The following is a 20,873-nucleotide window of genomic DNA, read 5'->3' on the forward strand; positions in this document are numbered from 1 at the left end:
CCCCTACTCCGCCGCGATCGCGTGGCCGGCGAAGTTCGCGCGGTGGCTGCGGTAGTTGGCGATGCGCTCTTCGATCTCGTGACGGAAGTGACGGATCAGGCCCTGGACCGGCCAGGCGGCCGCGTCGCCCAGCGCGCAAATGGTGTGGCCCTCGACCTGGCCGGCGACGTCCAGCAGCAGGTCGATCTCGGACGGATCCGCCTCCCCGATCGCCATCCGCTCGAGGACGCGCCACATCCAGCCAGTGCCTTCGCGGCACGGCGTGCACTGGCCGCAGCTCTCGTGCTTGTAGAAATAGCTGATGCGGGCGATCGCCTTCACCAGGTCGGTCGACTGGTCCATGACGATGACCGCCGCCGTCCCCAGGCCCGAGCGCATTTCACGCAAGCTGTCGAAGTCCATCAGCGCCGTCTCGGACATCTCGCGCGTGATCAGCGGCACCGACGATCCGCCCGGAATCACGGCCTTCAGATTGTCCCAGCCGCCGCGCACGCCGCCGCAGTGCTCTTCCAGCAGCTGCTTGAGCGGGATCGACATGGCCTCTTCGACATTGCACGGCCGGTTCACGTGGCCGCTTATGGTCATCAGCTTGGTGCCCGTGTTGTTCGGACGACCGAAGCCCGCGAACCACTCGGCTCCGCGACGCAGGATGGTGCCGACGACGGCAATGGATTCGACGTTGTTCACCGTGGTCGGGCAACCGTACAGGCCTGCGCCGGCGGGGAACGGCGGCTTCAGGCGCGGCTGGCCCTTCTTGCCTTCCAGCGATTCCAGCAGGGCCGTCTCTTCGCCGCAGATATAGGCGCCGGCGCCGTGGTGGATGTAGACGTCGAAGTCCCAGCCGTGGACGTTGTTCTTGCCGATCAGCTTGGCCTCATAGGCCTGCTTGACCGCCGCCTCCATGCGCTCGCGTTCCAGCACATATTCGCCGCGCAGATAGATGTAGCAGGCGTGCGCCTGCATGGCGAAGCTGGCGATCAGGCAGCCCTCGATCAGCAGCTGCGGATCGTTGCGCATGATCTCCCGGTCCTTGGCGGTCCCGGGCTCGGATTCGTCGGCGTTGACGACCAGATAGTGCGGACGGTCCTTCACCTCCTTGGGCATGAAGGACCACTTCAGCCCGGTCGAGAAGCCCGCGCCGCCGCGTCCGCGCAGGCCCGAGTTCTTGACGTTGGTGATGATCCAGTCTCGACCCAGGTCGAGCATGTCCTTGGTGGCGTTCCACGCGCCGCGCGTCTTCGCCCCGTCCAGCGTCCAGTCCTGGAGGCCGTAGAGGTTGGTGAAGATGCGGTCCTTGTCCTGAAGAATGCCGACCATCAGGAGACCTCACGCATGCGACGGCGGTGATAACGGGTGCGCTTGAAGATCGCCGCCAGCATCAGCGCCCAGCCCACGGCCAGGCTGGCGTAGCCGAGCCACTGCACGGTCGGACCGGCGGAGCCGGCGCGCTCGACCATCAGAATGGCCAGGGCGCCGATCAGAACCAGGGCGAAGCCAGCCAGGCGCTCGCGCCGGCCAACGGCGCGCAGCTCGTTGCGATAGGCCCGCACGGCGTCTTCGTCGTTAAAGTCCGGCCGAGACATCAGGCGGGCTCCTTGGCGGGCTCGCTGTTGGGCAGTTTGGCGATCGGCTGGGCGGCCGAGCCGTCGTACAGCGCAGGATCGGTCAGCGTCAGGGCGCCGCCCTCGGGCTCGGACGTGGTGCGGCCCACGCGGCTGCCCGGCTGGGGCGATTGGCCGGCGGCGAAATCGTCGATGATCTGGGCCATGGTCTCGGCCGTCAGGTCTTCGAAATAATAGTCGTTGATCTGGGCCATCGGCGCATTGGCGCAGGCGCCCAGGCACTCGACTTCCTGCCAGGTGAAGCGGCCGTCGGCCGACAGCGTGTCCTTGGGACCGATCTTGGACTTGCAGACCTTCATCAACTCGCCCGAGCCGCGCAGCATGCACGGCGTGGTGCCGCACACCTGGATCAGCGCGGCCTTGCCGACCGGCTCAAGCATGAACATCGTGTAAAAGGTCGCGACTTCCAGCACGCGGATGAACGGCATGCCCAACAGGTCGCCGATGGCGCGGATGGCGGGCTCGCAGACCCAGCCTTCCTGCTTCTGGACCAGCCACAGGATCGGGATCACCGCCGACTGGCGGCGGTCGGCCGGATACTTGGCGATCCACCATTCGGCCTTGGCCATGGTGTCGGCCGAAAAGGCGAACGAGGCGGGCTGGTCCTTGGCGAGACGACGAACGCTCATCGGTCCACTTCTCCGAAAACGATGTCGAGCGAGCCGAGGATGGCGGACACGTCGGCCAGCATGTGGCCGCGGTTCATCCAGTCCATCGCCTGCAGGTGGCGGAAACCTGGGGCCGAAATCTTGACCCGGTACGGCTTGTTGGTGCCGTCGGACACCACATAGACGCCGAACTCGCCCTTTGGCGCCTCGACGGCTGCGTAGACCTCGCCTTCCGGCGTGCGGAAGCCTTCGGTGTACAGCTTGAAGTGATGGATCAGGGCTTCCATCGACCGCTTCATCTCGCCGCGACGCGGCGGCACGATCTTGTTGTCCTCGACCATGACCGGATCGCCGGGGCAGTTGCGCAGACGGTGGATGCACTGCTCCATGATCCGCACCGACTGCTTCATCTCTTCGATGCGCACCAGATAGCGGTCCCAGCAGTCGCCGTTCTTGCCGACGGCGATGTCGAAATCCAGCTCGGCGTAGCACTCGTAGGGCTGCGACTTGCGCAGGTCCCAGGCGATGTCGGACCCGCGCAGCATCACGCCGGTGAAGCCCCAGGCCAGGGCCTCTTCCTTGGAGGCCACGCCGATGTCGACGTTGCGCTGCTTGAAGATGCGGTTGTCGGTGACCAGCGCCTCGATGTCGTGCAACGCGGCCGGGAACTCCTCGCACCAACGCGCGATGTCGTCGACAAGCTGCGGCGTCAGATCCTGGTGCACGCCGCCGGGCCGGAAGTAGTTGGCGTGCAGGCGCGCCCCGCAGGCGCGCTCGTAGAAGACCATCAGCTTCTCGCGCTCCTCGAAGCCCCAGAGCGGCGGGGTCAGGGCGCCGACGTCCATGGCCTGGGTCGTCACGTTCAGCAGGTGCGACAGGATGCGGCCGATCTCGGAGAACAGCACGCGGATCAGCTGGGCGCGATACGGCACCTCCACGCCCAGCAGCCGCTCGACGGCCAGGCAGAAGGCGTGCTCCTGGTTCATCGGCGAGACATAGTCCAGCCGGTCCAGATAGGGCACGTTCTGGAGGTATGTGCGCGCCTCCATCAGCTTTTCGGTGCCGCGGTGCAGCAGGCCGATGTGCGGATCGACCCGCGTCACGACCTCGCCATCCAGCTCCAGCACCAGGCGCAGCACGCCGTGCGCGGCAGGGTGCTGAGGGCCGAAGTTGATGGTGAACTTGCGGTCGTCCATCTCGCGCGCATGCGCGGTGCGGCCGTCGTGTTCGAACGGATCGACGTCCATGGCCGCCGAAGGATTTGCGACGTCGGTCATCAGGCCTTGCTCCCCGCCTCGGCCTTCTCGTCGCCCGGCAGCGGCGGCAGCGGATATTCCGCGCCCTCCCACGGGGACAGGAAGTCGAAGTTGCGGAATTCCTGGGTCAGTTTGACGGGCTCATAGACCACCCGCTTCTGCTCTTCGTCGTAACGGACCTCGACATAGCCCGTCATCGGGAAGTCCTTGCGCAGCGGATGCCCCTCGAACCCATAGTCGGTCAGCAGGCGGCGCATGTCGGGGTGGCCCGAGAAGATCATGCCGTACATGTCGAACGCCTCGCGCTCGAACCACTCGGCCGCCGGATAAACGCCGATAGCGGTCGGCACCGGCTTGACCTCGTCGGTCAGGACCTTGACCCGCAGACGCACGTTCCGGGTCATGCTGAGCAGGTGATAGACCACCTCGAACCGCTCCGCGCGGTCGGGGAAGTCCACGCCGCACACGTCCAACAGCTGCTGGAACTCGAAGCGGTCACGCAGCGCCGTCAGCACCTCGACGATCCGCTCCCGCGGCGCGATCAGGGTCAGTTCGCCGAACGCGACCTGCGCTTCGACGCCCAGCGCGCCCACCATCTCGGCGCCCAGCGGCGTCAGGGCACTCTCGGACACGGCGATGTCGGCCGCGCGGCCGGAAACCGGAACGCTCATCGATCGATGGTCCCCGTGCGGCGGATCTTCTTCTGCAGTTGCAGCAGCCCGTAAAGCAGCGCTTCCGCTGTCGGCGGGCAGCCAGGCACATAGATGTCGACCGGCACGACCCGGTCGCAGCCGCGCACCACGCTGTAGCTGTAGTGATAATAGCCGCCGCCATTGGCGCAGCTGCCCATCGACACGACGTAGCGCGGGTCCGGCATCTGGTCGTAGACCTTGCGCAGCGCCGGAGCCATCTTGTTGGTCAGGGTGCCGGCCACAATCATCAGGTCGGACTGACGCGGGCTGGCGCGCGGCGCCATGCCGAAACGCTCGACGTCGAAGCGCGGCATCGACATCTGGATCATCTCGACGGCGCAGCAGGCCAGGCCGAAGGTCATCCACATCAGCGAGCCGGTGCGCGCCCAGGTGATGACGTCGTCCAGCGACGCGGTCAGGAAGCCGCGCTCGCCCAGTTCGGTGTTCACCGCCTCGAAGAACTTGTCGTGGATCTTGGGATCATAGCCCTCGACGGTCGACCGCGCGCCGGAACCATAGCTTTGGCCGGCGGGCGCCAGGGGCGAGCCGTTGGGACCCAGCAGGGTCGGCACGGGCGTGGAAGGCGCGATCACTCCCATTCCAGGGCTCCCTTCTTCCATTCGTAGAGGAACCCGACGGTCAGCACGCCGAGGAAGATCATCATCGACCAGAAGGCGAAGATCATTCCGCCGCGCGACAGGTCGAACATCGACACCGCCCACGGGAACAGGAACGCCACTTCCAAGTCGAAGATGATGAACAGGATCGAAACCAGATAGAAGCGCACGTCGAACTTCATGCGCGCATCGTCGAAGGCGTTGAAGCCGCACTCATAGGCCGACAGCTTCTCGGCGTCGGGGTTCTTCGGAGCCATGACCCAGGCGGCCAGGATGAATCCCAGGCCCAGCACGGTCGCGATCCCGGCGAAAACCACTATCGGCAGATATTCCAACAGAAATTCGTTCATTCGAGACAAGCCTCGTCCGCCAGGGAGGGATGGCGGAATCGGCGCTTTCTAGACCCAACCCCGCCGGGGTTCAAACCCATGTGCGCAAAGGTTTTTGTGCGAACGGTTCGCAATTCGACGGGCCAATTTGTCGCGGCCTGTGCGGTTGCCGCCCGCGCCTTCGCCCTGCCCTATGCGGCAGAGCTGTTTTGAGGGTCTCTTGATGAGCGTCGGCACCCGACTTCTGAACTTCGTCGAGCGCACGGGCAATCGCCTGCCCGACCCAGTCTTCCTGTTCGTCTGGCTGATCGGCCTGCTGATGGCGATCAGCGTGCTGGGCGCCTGGATGGGATGGTCCACGGTCAATCCGGTGACGCAGGAGCCGATCACGGCGCAGAATCTGCTGTCGCCCGACAACATGCGCCAGCTGCTGGTCGAGATGCCGCGCACCCTGACCGGCTTCCCGCCCCTGGGCTATGTTCTGGTGGTCATGCTGGGGGCCGGGGTGGCCGAGCGCACCGGCCTGTTCTCGGCCGCGATGCGCGCCGGGGTGCGCAAGGCTCCGACCAAGTTGCTGACGCCGATCATCATCTTCATCGCCATCCTTAGCAGCCACGCGGTGGACGCCGGCTATGTCGTGCTCGTGCCGCTGGCAGGCGTGCTCTACGCGGCGGCCGGACGGCATCCGATCGTCGGCATTTCGGCGGCCTTCGCCGGCGTGTCGGCCGCCTTTTCTGCCAACATCATGCCGGGACAGCTGGATGTGCTGCTGCTGGGCATCACCGAAACAGCGGCGCACCTGATCGATCCGTCCTGGCAGATGAATCCAGCCGGCAACTGGTGGTTCATCATCGCCATGACCTGCATGTTCGTGCCGCTGGGCTGGTGGGTGACCGACCGCATCATCGAGCCGCGCCTGGGCGCCTGGACACCGTCGGCGGACGCCCCGGTCAAGCTGGACGAGGGCGACCTTTCCAATCCCGAGCGCAAGGGTCTGGTTTGGGCTGGCCTGGCCCTGCTGGCGGTCATCGGCGTGTGGGCCTGGCTGACCCTCGCGCCCGGCGCGGCCCTTTTCGATCCGGAGGGCGAGACCTCGGCTCAGCGGCTGGCGCCCTTCTATCAGTCGCTGGTGGCGGCCTTCTTCGCCCTCTTCCTGGCCACCGGCGTGGCCTATGGCGTCGCCGCCGGCACGGTGAAGTCGCACCGCGACATCGTGAAGATGACGACCCAGGCCATGGCCGACATGGCGCCCTACGTCGTCCTGGCCTTCGTCGCCGCCCACTTCGTGGCCATGTTCAACTGGTCGAACCTGGGGGCCATTATGGCCGTCGCGGGCGCCGAGATGATCAGCAACTCGGGCCTGAACACCTTCGGCCTGCTGTTCGCCATCGTCATCGTCAGCGGCCTGATCAACATCTTCGTCGGCTCGGCCTCGGCCAAGTGGGCGCTGCTGGCGCCGATCCTGGTGCCCATGCTGATGCTGCTGGGAATCAGCCCCGAGATGACGACGGCCGCCTACCGCATGGGCGATTCCGTGACCAACATCGTCACGCCCCTGATGGTCTATTTCCCGCTGGTCCTGGCTTTCTGCCAGCGGTGGGACAAGACGTTCGGTCTGGGCAGCCTGATGGCGCTGATGGTGCCTTACTCGCTCGCCTTCCTGATCGTGGGTTCGATCCTGACCGCGAGCTGGGCGGCGCTGAACCTTCCGCTGGGCCCTGGCGCAGGCGTTCACTACATCATGCCCACGCCCGCCGAGGCCGTCCAGCCGGCCAATCCCGTCGGTCCGGCGGCCCCTGTCCAACCCGTGCGGTGATTTCGGGAAAAAGGGTGTTGACGTGAAAAGGGGCGCCGCCTAAACGACGCCCCTCGCTGGGGCGCAACGCTGCTTCGGCCGGGAAACGCGGGTGTAGCTCAGTTGGTTAGAGTGCCGGCCTGTCACGCCGGAGGTCGCGGGTTCGAGCCCCGTCACTCGCGCCATTCCTTCCGAAACGAAGGGATGGCGCACTGCCCTTCCCTCCTCAAATCGCCTACGAAAAAGCGCGCACCGAGTGATCGGCGCGCGCTTTTCGTTTCTACGCTCAGCGGATCACTGAACGGGCAACGCCTCGCCCGGCTGCACGAAGGCCGCCTGGCCCGTAAGGTCGCCATAGACCATGCTCAGGTCCTCGAAGACGCGGTTCCAGGCGAACTGCTCGACCGTCTTCACCCGCGCATTCCGCCCGATCAGGTCGATGTCGCGCTCGAACAGGGCCGCGACCGCCTCGGCATAGGCGCGCGGATCGGCGCTGGCCGACAGCTGGCCCACCGATTCGTCGACCGTCTCGGCCACGCCGCCGGCGTTGACGCCCACCACGGGCCGGCCGCAGGCCATGGCCTCCAGCACGATGAGGCCGAAAGGCTCCTTGTCATTGGCGTGCACAAAGGCGTCGCAGCTGGCGATGATGCGCGCCACCCGCGCCGGATCCTTTTCATAGGGCAGCGAGATCACTCGCTCCTCGGCCGGCATGCCGGCGCCCGCTCCGACCAGCACCAGGTGATAGGGATCGCCCAGCATCTGAACCGCGTCGATCAGCACGTCGATGTTCTTCTCTCGGGCCGGTCGGCCGGCGAAGCATAGCAGCCGCGCGCTGGCGGGCAGATCCAGCTTCTTTAACAACCACTCTCGGTCGCGGCGGTCAGGCCGGAAGGTGTCGATCTCAACGCCCAGCGGCCGAATGACGATGTTTCCGACGCCGGCCTCCTCCAGCCGGCGCGCGATGAATCGGCTGGGCGACACCACGCGATCGAACTGGCCGAACAGCTTGGCCCAGCGCTTTTCCACCGGCTTCTTGGCCCATTCGCCGAAATGCAGCGCCGCCAGGCCGGCCGGGTCCGAATGACAGAAGCCGACCACGGGACAGCCGGCGCGCTGACCCGCCTCAAGGGCGCCCTGGCCAGGCGTGTAGGGATCACCGGCCTCGATGATGCTGGGCTTGGCCGCCGCCACCCAGGCGCCCCATTTGCGCACCGAACTAGGCCAGCGATAGCCGTCGCCGAACGGCAGCTTGGCGGCGTGCAGCCGCACCACCCCGTCTGATCCCGCCTTATGGGTGGCGCCCGGGACGATCAGCGTGTGGGCCACGCCCGGCCGATTGGCTTCCAGCCAGGCCTTTTTGGACAGCAGATAACGTTTCACCCCGCCCGAGCGCGGCGCAAACAGCATGGTCGTGTCCACCAGACGCGGTCGATCGTCGACTGCGGAGGCGACCTTCAGAGCGCGCAGCGTCTGGATCACGTCCTCGTCGCGGATCAGGCGCAGCTCGCTTTCCTGCACATCGAGACCGGTCATGCTCATGTTCGGGGTTCCGTCACGTCCGGCGGCTGCAACGCCTGACCGACGTCTTTGGATGCGTCGCCGCGTCTTGGTTGCGGAGGTCATGATCCGCCCCTACTCTCGTGAAAGGCCAAGCTCAAGAGCCTTCACAAAGCCGTCCGCGGAACGTCGTCGGCCTTGCATTCGCCTCAAATTCGAGAAACTTGAGACATGCTGGCGCGAACCCTGTTAAGGGCGGCGTCGCACCTTGCGCGCGTGGCCACAGGGGTTTTCTTCCGAATGCGTATTCTTCTTGCGACCGCCGTTGCGATCGCCCCTCTGATGATCGCCGCGGGCGCGCAGGCCGAGGTCGTGATATCCAGCGCTCGCACCACCCCAATAATCACGTCTAACGCGACCGGAAGCGGGCCGGACAACATTCGTCTGGCGAATGGCGGTTCGATATCTGTGACATCGGGCGCCGCAATCACGGTCGATTCGAATCACACAGTCGGAATGGACACCGGGTCCTCCATCACGATGGAGAACGCTCAGAGCGATGTCGCCGCCATTCATATCCAAGGCGGCGTCACGACCGGCCTTCGGATCAGCGGTGTGATACAGGTGACGGACGACATCACGGTCTATCCGGACACAGACGGCGATGGCGACCTTGACGGCCCTTGGGCCACCGGCAGTGGTCGATACGGGGTCCGAGTGAGCGGGCCAGGCGCGGTCACCGGCGACATCTTGGTGGAAGGCGGCGGGGCCATCGGCGTGGAGGGCAACTCGTCTTATGGCATTTCCGTCGAAAGCGCTTTGAACGGCCGTCTCCAGATCGTTGGCGGCACCATCCAAGTCGTCGGTGACGACACAGTGGCGGTTCGAACGACGGCTACGGTCGACGGTCCCGTGAACATCGGCGGAAGGCTGAACGCAACGGGTGAAAACGCTGTAGGGGTTCTCATCGGGGGGGATGTCACCGATCGGGTGGCAATCCAGGCCAACATCACCACCACAGGGTATCGCTATCCGACCCGTGCGACACCTGAATTCATTTCGAAACTAGATCCCGACGACCTCCTTCAAGGGGGGCCGGCCGTTGTCGTCGCCGGAAACGTGGGACGTGGCGTTATCATCGATGCTCCGCCGCAACGCGATCCGGAATCCCAGAACACGGATCAGGACGGCGACGGCATCCCGGACGCGTCGGAAACCACAGCGCTCATAACCACGAGCGGATCAGCGCCAGCGGTTCTGATCGGCGCGACTGATCGAGCGATAACCCTGGGCGTCGCGGGTGATGAGGACAACGCGTTCGGTTTCATAAATCGCGGCGAAATCAACGCGTTCGGCGTTTATGATGAAGTCTCCGCCACCGGTGTTCGTTTCGGCGCAGATGGCGGCGGCGCGGTCACGGTTCAGGGCGGCATCCGAAACGAGGGCACGGTCAACACTGTGTCGTTCGAAGCCGATTCGGTGACTTACAGAGTCGGCTCCGGCGTTGCGACGCCGCAGCTTGTGAATACGGGCGTGATGAATGCCGTAGGCACCACTGATGGGGCGGACACAGTTGCGAACATCCTCCTAGAAGCCGGTGCGAGCGTCACAACCTTGGAGAACCGGGGTTTTCTGCAAGCCACCGGAAGCGGTAACGCGGCGAACGTGTTCGGCGTCCTGGACCTGAGCGGAACCCTGACGAGCATAACGAACTATCGCTCGATTCAGGCCTCCCTGCTGACGTCTGACGGCCCCGTGACAGGATCTACTAACGCAATCGACGTGAGCGCTAACATCACTGGCGTAACCATCGTCCAGGACGGCATCATCGCCGAAGATGGCAACACCGACGCCGACGCGGATGGCGACGGCGTTCCTGATGCGCGTGAACCATCCATCGTGGGATCCATCCTGCTGGGCTCTGGAGCAGACGTCGTCGATATCAGAAACGGCACAGTGGCTGGAGATATCTTCTTCGGCGCGGGCGCCGACCAGTTGTTGATCTCCGGCGGAGCGGTAGTCAGAGGAGAGATAGACAGCGGGGACGGCCAACTCGACATAAACATAGCCGACGGCAGGCTCGACTCACGGAACACGTCCGCACAGAATATATCGTCGCTCTCGCTAGGCGACAAAGGCGCCCTTATCGTCACGCTCGACCCTGCCTCGGGCAACACAAACGCCGGGTTCGATGTCACTGGACAGGCCGTTTTGGCTGAAGGCTCGTCCGTTGGAGTGCGCTTCAACTCCCTGATCGACGATCCCACGCGTTTCAGCATTGTTCGGGCGAATTCCCTCTCCGTTTCGGGCCTTGATCGCGACGAAATCCAGGCGAACTCTCCTTATCTGTTTGTAGTTGAAGCCGACGCCAATATCCCTGCGGGCGAATTGTTCGTCGATGTTCGACGCAGAACTGCGGACGAAGCGAGTTTGATTCGTGTGGAAGGACAGGCGTTCGACGCAGTCTATGAAGCCCTGAAACAGAATGACCCTCTTCGCGGGGCGTTCATCAATCAGCTGGACCGCGAAGGCTTCATCGACCTCTACGAACAGATGCTGCCGGACCATTCCGGCGGGCCGCTGTTGTCGCTGGCATCCGGCGTCGACGCCGTTACGCGCGCGCTTACCGGTCGCAATGCGACCGCTGCGCCGGGTCAGACCAGCGCCTGGGTGCAGGAGATCAACTTCTACGCCGACAAGGACAAGACCGACAGCTACGGCTTCCGTTCGGAAGGCTTCGGCTTCGCCGGCGGGGTCGAGCGGGGCACCGGCCTTGGTGCGTTCGGCATCTCAACGGCGTTCACCTCGTCCGACCTCAAGGATCCCGAGGCCGAGGCCGAGGAAGTTCTCTCGGCCAGTCTGTTCGAACTGGGCGCCTACTGGCGTGCGCAGGGGCAGTACTGGAGCACGTGGGCCCGAGCGGCGGCAGGCTACGCCACCTTCGACTCGACCCGGCAACTGATCGGCGAGGGCCTGAACCTGCGCACCGAATCCGATTGGCACGGCTTCACCTTGGCCGCGGCCGGCGGGGCTTCCTACGAGCGCCACTTCGGTCGCGTGAATGTGCGTCCTGAGGTCTATCTCGAATACTTCTCGCTCAGTGAGGACGCCCACACCGAAAGCGGCGGCGGCGACGGCTTCGATCTCGACTTCGACAAGCGCAATGGCCACCTGTTCTCTGCAGTGGCGGCGATGAACGTCGGTTACGGCTTTGGCCGGGACGGCAACATCCGACCTGAACTGCGTCTCGGCTGGCGCCAGAACATCTCGGTGGAAGCCGGCGACACCATCGCGCGCTTCGCGTCTGGGGGGCCAGACTTCCGCCTGACGCCGGGCTCGATCAAAGGCGGCGGACCGATCATCGGTTTCCGCCTGAATGTCGGCAATGAACTGGGCATGCTGTCCATTACCGGTGACGCCGAACTGCTTGAAGACTATGTGCGCTACAGCCTGCTGCTTCGCGCAAGCTTCCGGTTCTAGACAAAGGGGGGTCAGGCGGCGGCCGCAGTTCTTGCGGCTCGCCTGAATCCCTGCTTCCGTCTGACGAGAGCCGACGACTCTGCTTCTGGAACTGGCAGGCGTCGCCTTTTGGCTATGTCGGCAATGATCGAGATCCCCACCAAATCCACCGCCTGAGGAAGGCGCGGAAATCCTGGTGAGAAGTCGGCTTACTCGCCGCTGCACCTTGTGCCGAATGGCGGGCGCGCATTGAACTGTTGCGGCCATAGGGTAATCGCAGGGGCGAACCCATCCAAACCCGTTGTTGCGCGGCAGCCCTGCTCGTCATGCGTGCGCGCGCCTTGATCTTGGGCTGCATTTGTGATGCGCTGGTCAGTGCTTCAATGCGAGGTGACAGGAGGGAACCGTGAAGCCCATCTACCGGATGTTTGTCGTCGCCGCTGCCATCAGCGGCTCCGCCTTTTTAGCCACAGCGACCGCCACCCCGTCGAAAGCCGCTTGCATCGGAGACGACTGTTTCCAGAAGTGCCTGTGCGAAGCTGACTGTCATGCGCTGCTGAGTGGCCACCCCACCCTTCCAACCTGCCTTCAGTCTTGTAGCGCTTTGGCCCCGCCGGAGTGCCCGGACTGCTGACGTCGGCGTGCCTCCTTCGTCGAGCAGAGGCCATGCCTGAATCAGATAATCATCACATCAAGACGTTCGGAGGCGGAACGGCCGGAACACCTGTGACTTCAGAATGTTGGTGGGCGGCGAGGGGTTCGAACCCCCGACCCCCTCGGTGTAAACGAGGTGCTCTGACCAGCTGAGCTAGCCGCCCGATTTGACGGTTTCTGCCTGTCGGCATGACATTGCGCAAGACAAAGGGCGGCCGGACCGAGGTCCGACCGCCCTTCTTTTCGCTCAGTGGCTGACGCTGACCGTCGTATTGTCCGATGGCCCGGCAGCGGGCGGCGGAAGCGGCTCTGCCGCCTCGTCCCATTCCACCGGCGTGAGGGTGCCCGTCAGCGCCCACTTCAGCGCCTCGTCGGCGGTGGAGATCGCGACGATCTCCAGAGCGTCCTTCACATTGTCAGGCACGTCGGCCAGGTCTTTCTCGTTCTCCTGCGGGATCAGCACGGTCTTGACCCCGGAACGCAAGGCGGCGAGCAGCTTCTCCTTCAAGCCGCCGATGGCGGTCACGCGGCCACGCAGGGTGATCTCGCCGGTCATGGCGATGTCCTTGCGGATCGGCACGCCCGTCAAAACCGAGACCATGGCCACCGTCATGGCCACGCCGGCCGACGGACCGTCCTTGGGCGTGGCGCCGTCCGGCACGTGGACGTGAATGTCGGTCTTCTCGAAGACCGGCGGCTTGACGCCGAAGGCCAGAGACCGCGCCCGCACATAGCTGGCGGCCGCCGAGATCGACTCCTTCATGACCTCCTTGAGGTTGCCGGTGACCGTCATGCGGCCGCGGCCCGGCATCTTGATCGCCTCGATGGTCAGGATGTCGCCGCCGAACTCCGTCCAGGCCAGACCGGTGACGATGCCGACCTGATCGTTCTCGTCGGTCTCGCCATAGCGGAACTTCCGCACGCCCGCGTATTCGGCCAGCTTTTCGCTGTCGACGGTTATGGTCGTCGCCCCGGTCTTGGCCATCTCCCGCACGGCCTTGCGGGCCACGCCGCCCAGGGCGCGTTCCAGAGACCGCACACCGGCCTCGCGGGTGTAGTAGCGGATCAACTCGCGGATCTGGTCTTCGGGCACGATCAGCTCGCCGGCCTTCAGACCGTGGTCTTCCAACTGCTTCGGCAACACGTGACGCTTGGCGATCTCGACCTTCTCGTCTTCGGTGTAGCCAGAGACCCGGATGATCTCCATGCGGTCCATCAGAGGCTGGGGCATGTTCAGGCTGTTCGCGGTCGTCACGAACATCACCTGCGACAGGTCGTAATCCACCTCCAGATAGTGGTCGCCGAAGGTCGAGTTCTGCGCCGGGTCCAGCACCTCGAGCAGGGCCGAAGACGGATCGCCGCGCCAGTCGGCGCCCAGCTTGTCGATCTCGTCCAGCAGCACGAAGGCGTTGGTCGTCTTGGCCTTCTTCATCGACTGGATGATCTTTCCGGGCATGGAGCCGATGTAGGTGCGGCGGTGTCCACGGATCTCAGACTCGTCGCGGACTCCTCCCAGCGACATGCGCACGTATTCGCGTCCCGTGGCCTTGGCGATCGACTTTGCCAGCGAGGTCTTGCCGACGCCCGGAGGGCCGACGAGGCACAGGATCGGACCCTTCAGGCTCCCGGTGCGCGCCTGGACAGCCAGATACTCGACGATCCGTTCCTTGACCTTCTCCAGGCCGTAGTGATCCTCCTCGAGGATGTCCTCGGCCTTGGCCAAGTCGATGGGCTTCTGCTTGGCCTTGCCCCACGGCACCGAAAGCAGCCAGTCGAGATAGTTCCGCACCACGGTCGACTCAGCCGACATCGGGCTCATGTTGCGTAGCTTCTTGACCTCGGCCTCCGCCTTCGCGCGCGCCTCCTTGGACAGGCGCGTCTTACGGATGCGCTTCTCCAACTCCATGATCTCGTCGCGCTGATCGTCGGTCTCGCCCAGTTCGCGCTGGATCGCCTTCATCTGCTCGTTGAGATAGTATTCGCGCTGGGTCTTCTCCATCTGCCGCTTCACGCGGCTGCGGATCTTCTTCTCGACCTGAAGGACGCTGATCTCGCCCTCCATCAGGCCATAGACTTTCTCCAGCCGCTGGGGCACGTCGAAGGTCTCCAGCAGGCCCTGTTTGTCGGCGATCTTGACCGACAGATGCGCGGCGACGCTGTCGGCCAGCTTGGACGGGTCGCTGACCTGGGGAATAGAGCTGAGGGCCTCGGGCGGCACCTTCTTGTTCAGCTTCACATAGTTTTCAAACTGTTCGATGACGGCGCGCAACAGGGCCTCGGACTGCGAGGGCTCGCCGGGCTCGTCAGCGATGTCGACCGCCTCGGCCTCATAATAGTCTTCGCGGTCGGTGAAGCGGGTCAGGCGCGCGCGGCCCTTGCCCTCGACCAGCACCTTGACCGTGCCGTCCGGCAGTTTCAGCAGCTGCAGCACTGTGGCCAGGACGCCGACGGGATAGATGGCCTCGGGCGAAGGATCGTCGTCGACCGAGTTCTTCTGGGTGGCTAGCAGGATCTGCTTCTCACCCTTCATGATTTCGTCCAGCGCGCGCACCGACTTTTCGCGGCCCACGAACAGCGGGACCACCATGTGGGGGAACACCACGATGTCTCGCAGCGGCAGAACGGGGAGGATTTTGCTCTCGGACATATGCCTACTTTCCGGGGCCCTTGCTGATCTCCGGCCCGCCGCGAAGCAGTGATCCGGCGTGAAACCTTCTCGCTGCGACTCGGCCCGCCTTTCCGGCGGCTTTCAGGGAAGTATGTGGCCTCGCGGACGCCCGGTTCAAGCGTGACCGCCCACTGGGCGAAAACCTTGTCGTGAACAACTCGCACGCATGATCAACCCGAGGAAGGTTCAGACCACGCAAACAGCCGCAGCTTGGCTGGCCTTTGACTGAGAAATTTCCCCGCCAGTCGCTGTGGCGCCGCCGCCGCGCTCGGCAACTTCCCTCGAGCTTCGCCGTTCAGCGAACACGCATTGAGAGGGAGGAACCACCATGCGCCTGTTTATCGTCGCCTCGGCCGTAGGCCTGCTCGGCCTCGCCGCCTGCCAGCGTGAGGAAGCTCCCGCCCCGTCCCCTGCCGTCGACGACGCCGTGCCGACCGGCGGCACGACGACCGGCTCGGGTTCGACAGCCGGGTCAGGCGCGGGCTCCAGCACCGCCAGCGGTTCAGCCGCCTCGGCGACCGACGCCGGCCGTGACGCCGCCTCAACCGAGACGATGGACGCCTCAGGCGCCCGCGCGACTCAGGGGCTGGCTTCGGGTCCGGGCGGTCCGGTGACGCAGGAGACCCGCGATAACGCAAAGACGCGGGCTGAGGAAACCAACCTGCACCCGCGCACCCCGGGCTGAGGACACGAAAAGGGGCGGATCATTGATCCGCCCCTTGTCCGTTTGCGACTTCCGAACGCGATCAGGCCGCGCCGTCAGCCTTCTTCTTGGACGCCTCTGAGTAGATGATCAGCGGCTGCGCCTTGCCGTCGATGACCTCGGCGTTGACGACGACCTCCTCGACGCCCTCGAAGGTGGGCAGTTCGAACATCGTCTCCAGCAGAATGCCTTCAAGGATCGAACGCAGACCACGCGCGCCGGTCTTGCGGGTGATGGCTTTCTTGGCCACCGCCGACAGGGCGTCGTCGGTGAAGGTCAGTTCGACATTCTCCATCTCGAACAGACGCTTGTACTGCTTGACAAGGGCGTTCTTGGGCTCGGTCAGGATGGTGACCAGCGCCGCCTCGTCCAGATCCTCCAGCGTCGCCAAGACCGGCAGACGGCCGATGAACTCCGGGATCAGACCAAAGCGCATCAGATCGTCCGGCTCGACACCCTTCAGGATATCGCCCGTGCGACGCTCATCGACTTCCTTGACCTTGGCGCCGAAGCCGATCGAGGCCCCTGCCCCGCGCGCGGAAATCACCTTCTCCAGGCCGGCGAAGGCGCCGCCGACGATGAACAGGATATTGGCGGTGTCGACCTGCAGGAATTCCTGCTGCGGATGCTTGCGGCCGCCCTGCGGCGGCACGGAGGCGACGGTGCCTTCCATGATCTTGAGCAGGGCCTGCTGCACGCCCTCGCCCGACACGTCTCGGGTGATCGACGGATTGTCAGACTTGCGTGAAATCTTGTCGATCTCGTCGATGTAGACGATGCCGCGCTGGGCCCGCTCGACGTTGTAGTCTGACGACTGCAGCAGCTTGAGGATGATGTTCTCGACATCCTCGCCCACGTAACCGGCTTCGGTCAGGGTCGTGGCGTCGGCCATGGTGAACGGCACGTCGATGATGCGCGCCAGCGTCTGGGCCAGCAGCGTCTTGCCCGAGCCGGTCGGCCCGATCAGCATGATGTTGGACTTGGCCAGTTCGACGTCGTTGTTCTTCGTCGCGTGGTTCAGGCGCTTGTAGTGGTTGTGCACCGCGACCGAGAGCACCTTTTTGGCGTGGTTCTGGCCGATCACATAGTCGTCCAGAACGTCGCGGATCTCCTTGGGCGTAGGCACGCCGTCCTTGGAGGTCTTGAAGGCGATCTTGTGCTCTTCGCGGATGATGTCCATGCACAGCTCGACGCATTCATCACAGATGAACACCGTCGGCCCGGCGATGAGCTTGCGCACCTCGTGCTGGCTCTTTCCGCAGAAGCTGCAGTAGAGGGTGCTCTTGGCGTCTGTGCCGGCTGCTTTGGTCATAGACCCTTCTCACTCCCGCCTTTGGACCCGACATGGGCTCCCAGGCGCTTACTCCGCATCGAGTCGCCGACTCTGAACGCGAAGGTCTTCAGAAATTGACAATCACCCATCGCAGCCGCCGCCACAACCCCGAAGAGATGCGTCGACCAGCCGCCCCGTGCAACGAAGCACGATGGATTGGGATCACGGCGAATGTCTGACATGGGAATCGCAGAGGTCGTTCGCCAGCCCCGAGAAGGACAGCCGATCGTCGCCTTCGATTTCGACGGCACCCTGACGATCCGCGACAGCTTCACTGATTTTCTACGGTGGCGTTCCGGGTTGAGCGGCTGGACCTTGGGACTGGTGAGGATGGGGCCGGCGCTCGCAGCCTATGTGCGCGACCGTGATCGGGGACGGATCAAGGCGGCTTCAGTGCGCCAGTTCTTGATGGGAGTCCGTCGTGACTCTCTGCGAGCCGAGGCCGAACAGTTCGCCGAAAACCGCTGGGCCGGCTTCATGCGCCCCGATGCGCTCACGGCCTGGGACGAGTGGGGCCGCCGCGGGGCTTGGCGTGTCATTGTCACCGCTTCGCCTGAAACCACGGTCGAGCCGTTCGCCCGCCGCCTGGGCGCGGACGCCCTTCTGGGCACCCAGTTGACCTTCGATGCGGACGATTGCGTTACGGGAGCCTTCGCCTGCCCGAACTGCCGCGGGGAGGAGAAGGTGATCCGTCTTCGAGCTGCCTATGGGGATGATGTCCGCTTGGCCGCCGCCTACGGCGACACCTCAGGCGACACTGAAATGCTGGCGATCGCCGACCAGCCGGGTTTCAGGATCTTCAACCAGCGGCCCTGAATCGTCAGCGGCCCTGTGCATCCACGTCAAACGTCACGGCCTTGCCGCGCGACGCCGGATCCCAGCCCGCATCGATCGAGGCGGTGACCGCGTTGCGAACGGCGTCCAAGTCTACACGCTGCTTCTCCACGTCCGGCCTGCCGTTGGGACGCAAGGGCGGCGGAAACTGCACGATGGCCTCGCGTTTGAAGTCCTGATGCCGCAAGGTCACAGCCAGCCCTTCCCACTGATTGCCATGGGTCGGACGCGGCTGGCGGCGAAGAGACCAGCAATAGGTCTCTCCATCCACCTCGACTGTGCCTTCAGTGTCGCGTGTCAGATTCATCGAGCGATCAGGGCGTCTTGACCCCATCGGCGTCGGCCTGTTCGCGCTTGTCGTAGACGTGGTCGACGATGCCCCAGGCCTTGGCCTCGTCCGCACTCATGAAGTGGTCGCGGTCGAGCGTGTTCTCGACCTCCTCATAGGTCCGGCCGGTGTGGTGGACATAGATCTCGTTCAGCCGCTTCTTGGTGTAGCGGATGTCCTCAGCATGGCGCTCGATGTCGGAGGCCTGACCACGGAAGCCGCCCGACGGCTGATGCACCATGATCCGCGCGTTCGGCAGTGCGACGCGCTGACCGGCCTCGCCGGCCGCAAGGATCAGCGAGCCGGCCGAAGCCGCCATGCCCATGACCACGGTCGAGACCGGGCTCTTGATGTACTGCATGGTGTCGTAGATCGCGAGCGCCGAGGTCACCTGCCCGCCAGGGCTGTTGATATACATGCTGATCTCCTTCTTCGGGTTCTCCGATTCCAGGAACAGCAGCTGAGCGCAGATCAGCGACGCCATGCCGTCTTCGAAGGGGCCCGTCAGAAAGATGATCCGCTCGCGCAGCAGACGCGAGAAGATGTCGAAGGCCCGCTCGCCCCGGCTGGACTGCTCCACCACCATGGGGACCAGGTTCATGTTCATCAGTTCGATCGGATCGCGCATTCTCAGCCTTCTCGGGATGCCGTGGCGCGCGACTCGGTCGGCCGCGCGCCTTCGATCAGCATATCAGGTCGCGCCCGGTCGGACGCAAGCCGCCAGGTCGATGTCTAGGCCAGCCTCAGCGACATGTCGCCGCCGATCCATTCCACCCCCGCCAGCCTGCGCGCCGTCTCGGCGGCCGCCAGATCGCCCAGCGCCGTCTCGGCTTCGGCCAGTACGAAATAGCTGTAGGGATCGCTGGGCCAGTCGGTCAGGAGTTCCAGGATCTTCGCCCTGGCGCCCGCCGCATCGCCGTTCGCCAGCATGGCGGCGGCCAGACTGCGGCGCGTCGGATACCAGACGATCGGCGGATCGCCGCCCTCTGAGCCGCCCATGGCCTGAATCTCGGCCGCGCGAGTGAAGGCGGCGATGGCGGCGGGCGCATTGCCCTCGATCATGGCCGCGCGGCCTTCCAGCACGCGCTGCGACAGCTCGAAGAAGGCGGCGCGCATCTCGGCCTGCGGACCGGTGAGGTCGGTCGCGTCGCGGATGTCGCGGATGGCCTGAGCTTCAGCGCGCACCGCAGCGGAGTCGCCTCTCCGCGCCGCGGCCTCACCACGCGCATAGCGCCAGCTGATCACCATCATGGGCCGCTCGGCGTCCGGCTCGGCCAGCGCCGCCACCTGGGCCTGATCGGCGTAGCGGCCGTAGAGCGCATAGGCGTTGTTGGCCATCATCTGACGCCATAGCAGCCGGTCGCCCTCGTCCTGGGACGGCGGCTGCACCAGTTCGGAATAGGTCGACAGGAAGCCGTCGGCCAGCTTCAGTCCCTCCTCGGCGCCGCCGGCCATCAGGGCGCCGCCCATGCCGAAGTGGATGTTGTGGCCGTGCAGCGGCATGCCCTTCACCCCGCCCGGCGGCGTCGCCAGCCGGTCGTACCGCTTGTCCAGCGCTACGGCCTGGACGTTGGACATCATCGCCTCGCGATAGCGCCCGACCCGGAAGAAGGTATGCGACGGCATGTGCACCAGGTGGCTGGCCCCCGGCGCCAGCCGCGCCAGCTTTTCGCCGTACGGGATCGCCTTGTGCGGATCGTCGGACCATTCGGTCAGGTGGATGTACAGGTGGATAGCGCCCGGATCGTCAGCGTTGACCGAGAGAGCGTGCTCCAGCACCTGCATGGCGCGGGTGATGCCTGGATCGGCGGCCTTGCCGTCCTCGTCCCACCATTCGTCGGCGTTCAGCATCCAGGCGTCAGCGGTCACAGCCGCGACCGAGACGTCATCAGGGTAAGCGCGCGCGATCCGGTCCATGGCGCGGGCGAAACGCTCGGAGCGGGTCTCCTCGCGGCCGGAATAGCGCTGGATCAGGGCGTCGATCATGCGCTTCTGCATCGGCGTGGCGCCGCGAGCCAGACGGCGTGCGTCCCGCGCGGCGACCAGGGCGGCGTCCAGTGACGCCTTGTCATTGCCGCCGCCGTTCAGGTTCGGCCCCAGAGCCCAGGCCTCGCCCCAGGCGCACAGGCCGCAAGTCGGATCCAGCGCTCTCGCCTTGCGGAAGGCTCGCACGGATTCGGAGTGCTCGAACGCCCAGCGCAGCTTCACGCCGTGGTCGAACCAGGCCTGGGCTTCGGGATTGGCGGTGTCGATCTTGAAGCCGCCAGTGCCGAAGCCGTCGACCATGACCATGTCGGCGCTGGGCGCGGCGTCGACGGCCGAGCCGACCCGGCCGCAGACCTGGGGACGCTCGATCAAATCGCGCGCGGCGCGGTCGGCGGTGGCGTCGGCCACGGCCTGGGGGCCGATCGTCAGAGCGGCGATCGCCGCGCCCGCCAGCAGCATCAGTCGCATGTCCCGCCTCCCCGCGCTCCG

At 65.1% G+C, this 20,873-nt stretch carries 17 protein-coding genes and 2 tRNA genes; 5 read left to right on the forward strand and 14 right to left on the reverse strand.

The annotated features are described in order from the left end of the window. Positions 1–3: 3 nt before the first annotated feature. Genes nuoF through E4M01_RS09500 form a run of 7 tightly spaced genes read right to left on the reverse strand, consistent with a single transcriptional unit; the run spans position 4 to position 5,145 of the window. Positions 4–1,317 (reverse strand): NADH-quinone oxidoreductase subunit NuoF, encoded by a 1,314-nt coding sequence (nuoF, locus tag E4M01_RS09470; protein WP_135063097.1) that lies wholly within the window; start codon positions 1,315–1,317, stop codon positions 4–6. Next, positions 1,317–1,583, reverse strand: coding sequence for a hypothetical protein (locus tag E4M01_RS09475; RefSeq protein ID WP_135063095.1), 267 nt, complete (start codon positions 1,581–1,583; stop codon positions 1,317–1,319). Before E4M01_RS09475 ends, nuoF begins: the two co-directional genes overlap by 1 nt. Beyond that, positions 1,583–2,251 (reverse strand): NADH-quinone oxidoreductase subunit NuoE, encoded by a 669-nt coding sequence (nuoE, locus tag E4M01_RS09480; RefSeq protein ID WP_135063093.1) that lies wholly within the window; start codon positions 2,249–2,251, stop codon positions 1,583–1,585. The genes E4M01_RS09475 and nuoE overlap by 1 nt, the downstream gene beginning before the upstream one ends. Further along, positions 2,248–3,477, reverse strand: a complete 1,230-nt coding sequence (locus tag E4M01_RS09485; RefSeq protein WP_245158248.1) for an NADH-quinone oxidoreductase subunit D — start codon at positions 3,475–3,477, stop codon at positions 2,248–2,250. Before E4M01_RS09485 ends, nuoE begins: the two co-directional genes overlap by 4 nt. Positions 3,478–3,506: 29 nt before the next feature. Further along, a complete protein-coding gene (locus tag E4M01_RS09490; protein WP_135063089.1) occupies positions 3,507–4,157 on the reverse strand; it encodes an NADH-quinone oxidoreductase subunit C in 651 nt (216 codons plus the stop codon). Further along, positions 4,154–4,798 carry an NADH-quinone oxidoreductase subunit B family protein gene (locus tag E4M01_RS09495; protein ID WP_167765343.1) on the reverse strand — a complete coding sequence of 215 codons (645 nt, stop codon included), beginning with the start codon at positions 4,796–4,798 and terminating at the stop codon, positions 4,154–4,156. Before E4M01_RS09495 ends, E4M01_RS09490 begins: the two co-directional genes overlap by 4 nt. Next, a complete protein-coding gene (locus E4M01_RS09500; protein ID WP_135063085.1) occupies positions 4,768–5,145 on the reverse strand; it encodes an NADH-quinone oxidoreductase subunit A in 378 nt (125 codons plus the stop codon). Before E4M01_RS09500 ends, E4M01_RS09495 begins: the two co-directional genes overlap by 31 nt. A gap of 202 nt (positions 5,146–5,347) precedes the next feature. On the opposite strand from E4M01_RS09500, the gene E4M01_RS09505 reads away from it, so the two are divergent. Then, on the forward strand, positions 5,348–6,940 hold the full coding sequence (locus E4M01_RS09505) for an AbgT family transporter (protein ID WP_135063083.1): 1,593 nt from the start codon (positions 5,348–5,350) through the stop codon (positions 6,938–6,940). 87 nt (positions 6,941–7,027) lie between these two features. Then, a tRNA-Asp gene (locus E4M01_RS09510) sits at positions 7,028–7,104 on the forward strand. Between the two features lie 109 nt (positions 7,105–7,213). Here the strand turns inward: E4M01_RS09510 and E4M01_RS09515 are convergent. Further along, positions 7,214–8,461 carry a glycosyltransferase gene (locus E4M01_RS09515; RefSeq protein WP_135063081.1) on the reverse strand — a complete coding sequence of 416 codons (1,248 nt, stop codon included), beginning with the start codon at positions 8,459–8,461 and terminating at the stop codon, positions 7,214–7,216. A gap of 258 nt (positions 8,462–8,719) precedes the next feature. Here E4M01_RS09515 and E4M01_RS09520 point away from each other — a divergent pair, with 258 nt between their 5' ends. After that, a complete protein-coding gene (locus E4M01_RS09520) occupies positions 8,720–11,899 on the forward strand; it encodes an autotransporter outer membrane beta-barrel domain-containing protein (protein ID WP_135063079.1) in 3,180 nt (1,059 codons plus the stop codon). A 720-nt stretch (positions 11,900–12,619) separates the two neighbouring features. Here the strand turns inward: E4M01_RS09520 and E4M01_RS09525 are convergent. Together E4M01_RS09525 and lon are read right to left on the reverse strand one after the other, a co-directional pair. Beyond that, positions 12,620–12,696, reverse strand: a tRNA-Val gene (locus tag E4M01_RS09525). A gap of 83 nt (positions 12,697–12,779) precedes the next feature. After that, positions 12,780–15,179 carry an endopeptidase La gene (gene lon / locus E4M01_RS09530; protein WP_135063077.1) on the reverse strand — a complete coding sequence of 800 codons (2,400 nt, stop codon included), beginning with the start codon at positions 15,177–15,179 and terminating at the stop codon, positions 12,780–12,782. A 349-nt stretch (positions 15,180–15,528) separates the two neighbouring features. Between lon and E4M01_RS09535 the strand changes: the two genes are divergently transcribed. Beyond that, on the forward strand, positions 15,529–15,885 hold the full coding sequence (locus E4M01_RS09535; RefSeq protein WP_135063075.1) for a hypothetical protein: 357 nt from the start codon (positions 15,529–15,531) through the stop codon (positions 15,883–15,885). Positions 15,886–15,946: 61 nt separating this feature from the next. On the opposite strand, the gene clpX is transcribed toward E4M01_RS09535, so the two are convergent. Beyond that, positions 15,947–17,215 carry an ATP-dependent Clp protease ATP-binding subunit ClpX gene (gene clpX, locus E4M01_RS09540; protein ID WP_135063073.1) on the reverse strand — a complete coding sequence of 423 codons (1,269 nt, stop codon included), beginning with the start codon at positions 17,213–17,215 and terminating at the stop codon, positions 15,947–15,949. 192 nt (positions 17,216–17,407) lie between these two features. Here clpX and E4M01_RS09545 point away from each other — a divergent pair, with 192 nt between their 5' ends. After that, positions 17,408–18,052, forward strand: a complete 645-nt coding sequence (locus E4M01_RS09545) for an HAD-IB family hydrolase (protein WP_167765341.1) — start codon at positions 17,408–17,410, stop codon at positions 18,050–18,052. A gap of 4 nt (positions 18,053–18,056) precedes the next feature. On the opposite strand, the gene E4M01_RS09550 is transcribed toward E4M01_RS09545, so the two are convergent. The 3 genes from E4M01_RS09550 to E4M01_RS09560 form a co-directional block, all read right to left on the reverse strand. Next, positions 18,057–18,377, reverse strand: coding sequence for a hypothetical protein (locus E4M01_RS09550; protein ID WP_135063071.1), 321 nt, complete (start codon positions 18,375–18,377; stop codon positions 18,057–18,059). Positions 18,378–18,384: 7 nt separating this feature from the next. After that, positions 18,385–19,026 carry an ATP-dependent Clp protease proteolytic subunit gene (locus tag E4M01_RS09555; protein WP_135063069.1) on the reverse strand — a complete coding sequence of 214 codons (642 nt, stop codon included), beginning with the start codon at positions 19,024–19,026 and terminating at the stop codon, positions 18,385–18,387. Positions 19,027–19,130: 104 nt separating this feature from the next. Then, positions 19,131–20,852 (reverse strand): lipopolysaccharide assembly protein LapB, encoded by a 1,722-nt coding sequence (locus tag E4M01_RS09560; protein ID WP_135063067.1) that lies wholly within the window; start codon positions 20,850–20,852, stop codon positions 19,131–19,133. Between the last annotated feature and the right edge of the window lie 21 nt (positions 20,853–20,873).

This window comes from Brevundimonas sp. MF30-B (assembly GCF_004683885.1).
Lineage (GTDB): Bacteria > Pseudomonadota > Alphaproteobacteria > Caulobacterales > Caulobacteraceae > Brevundimonas.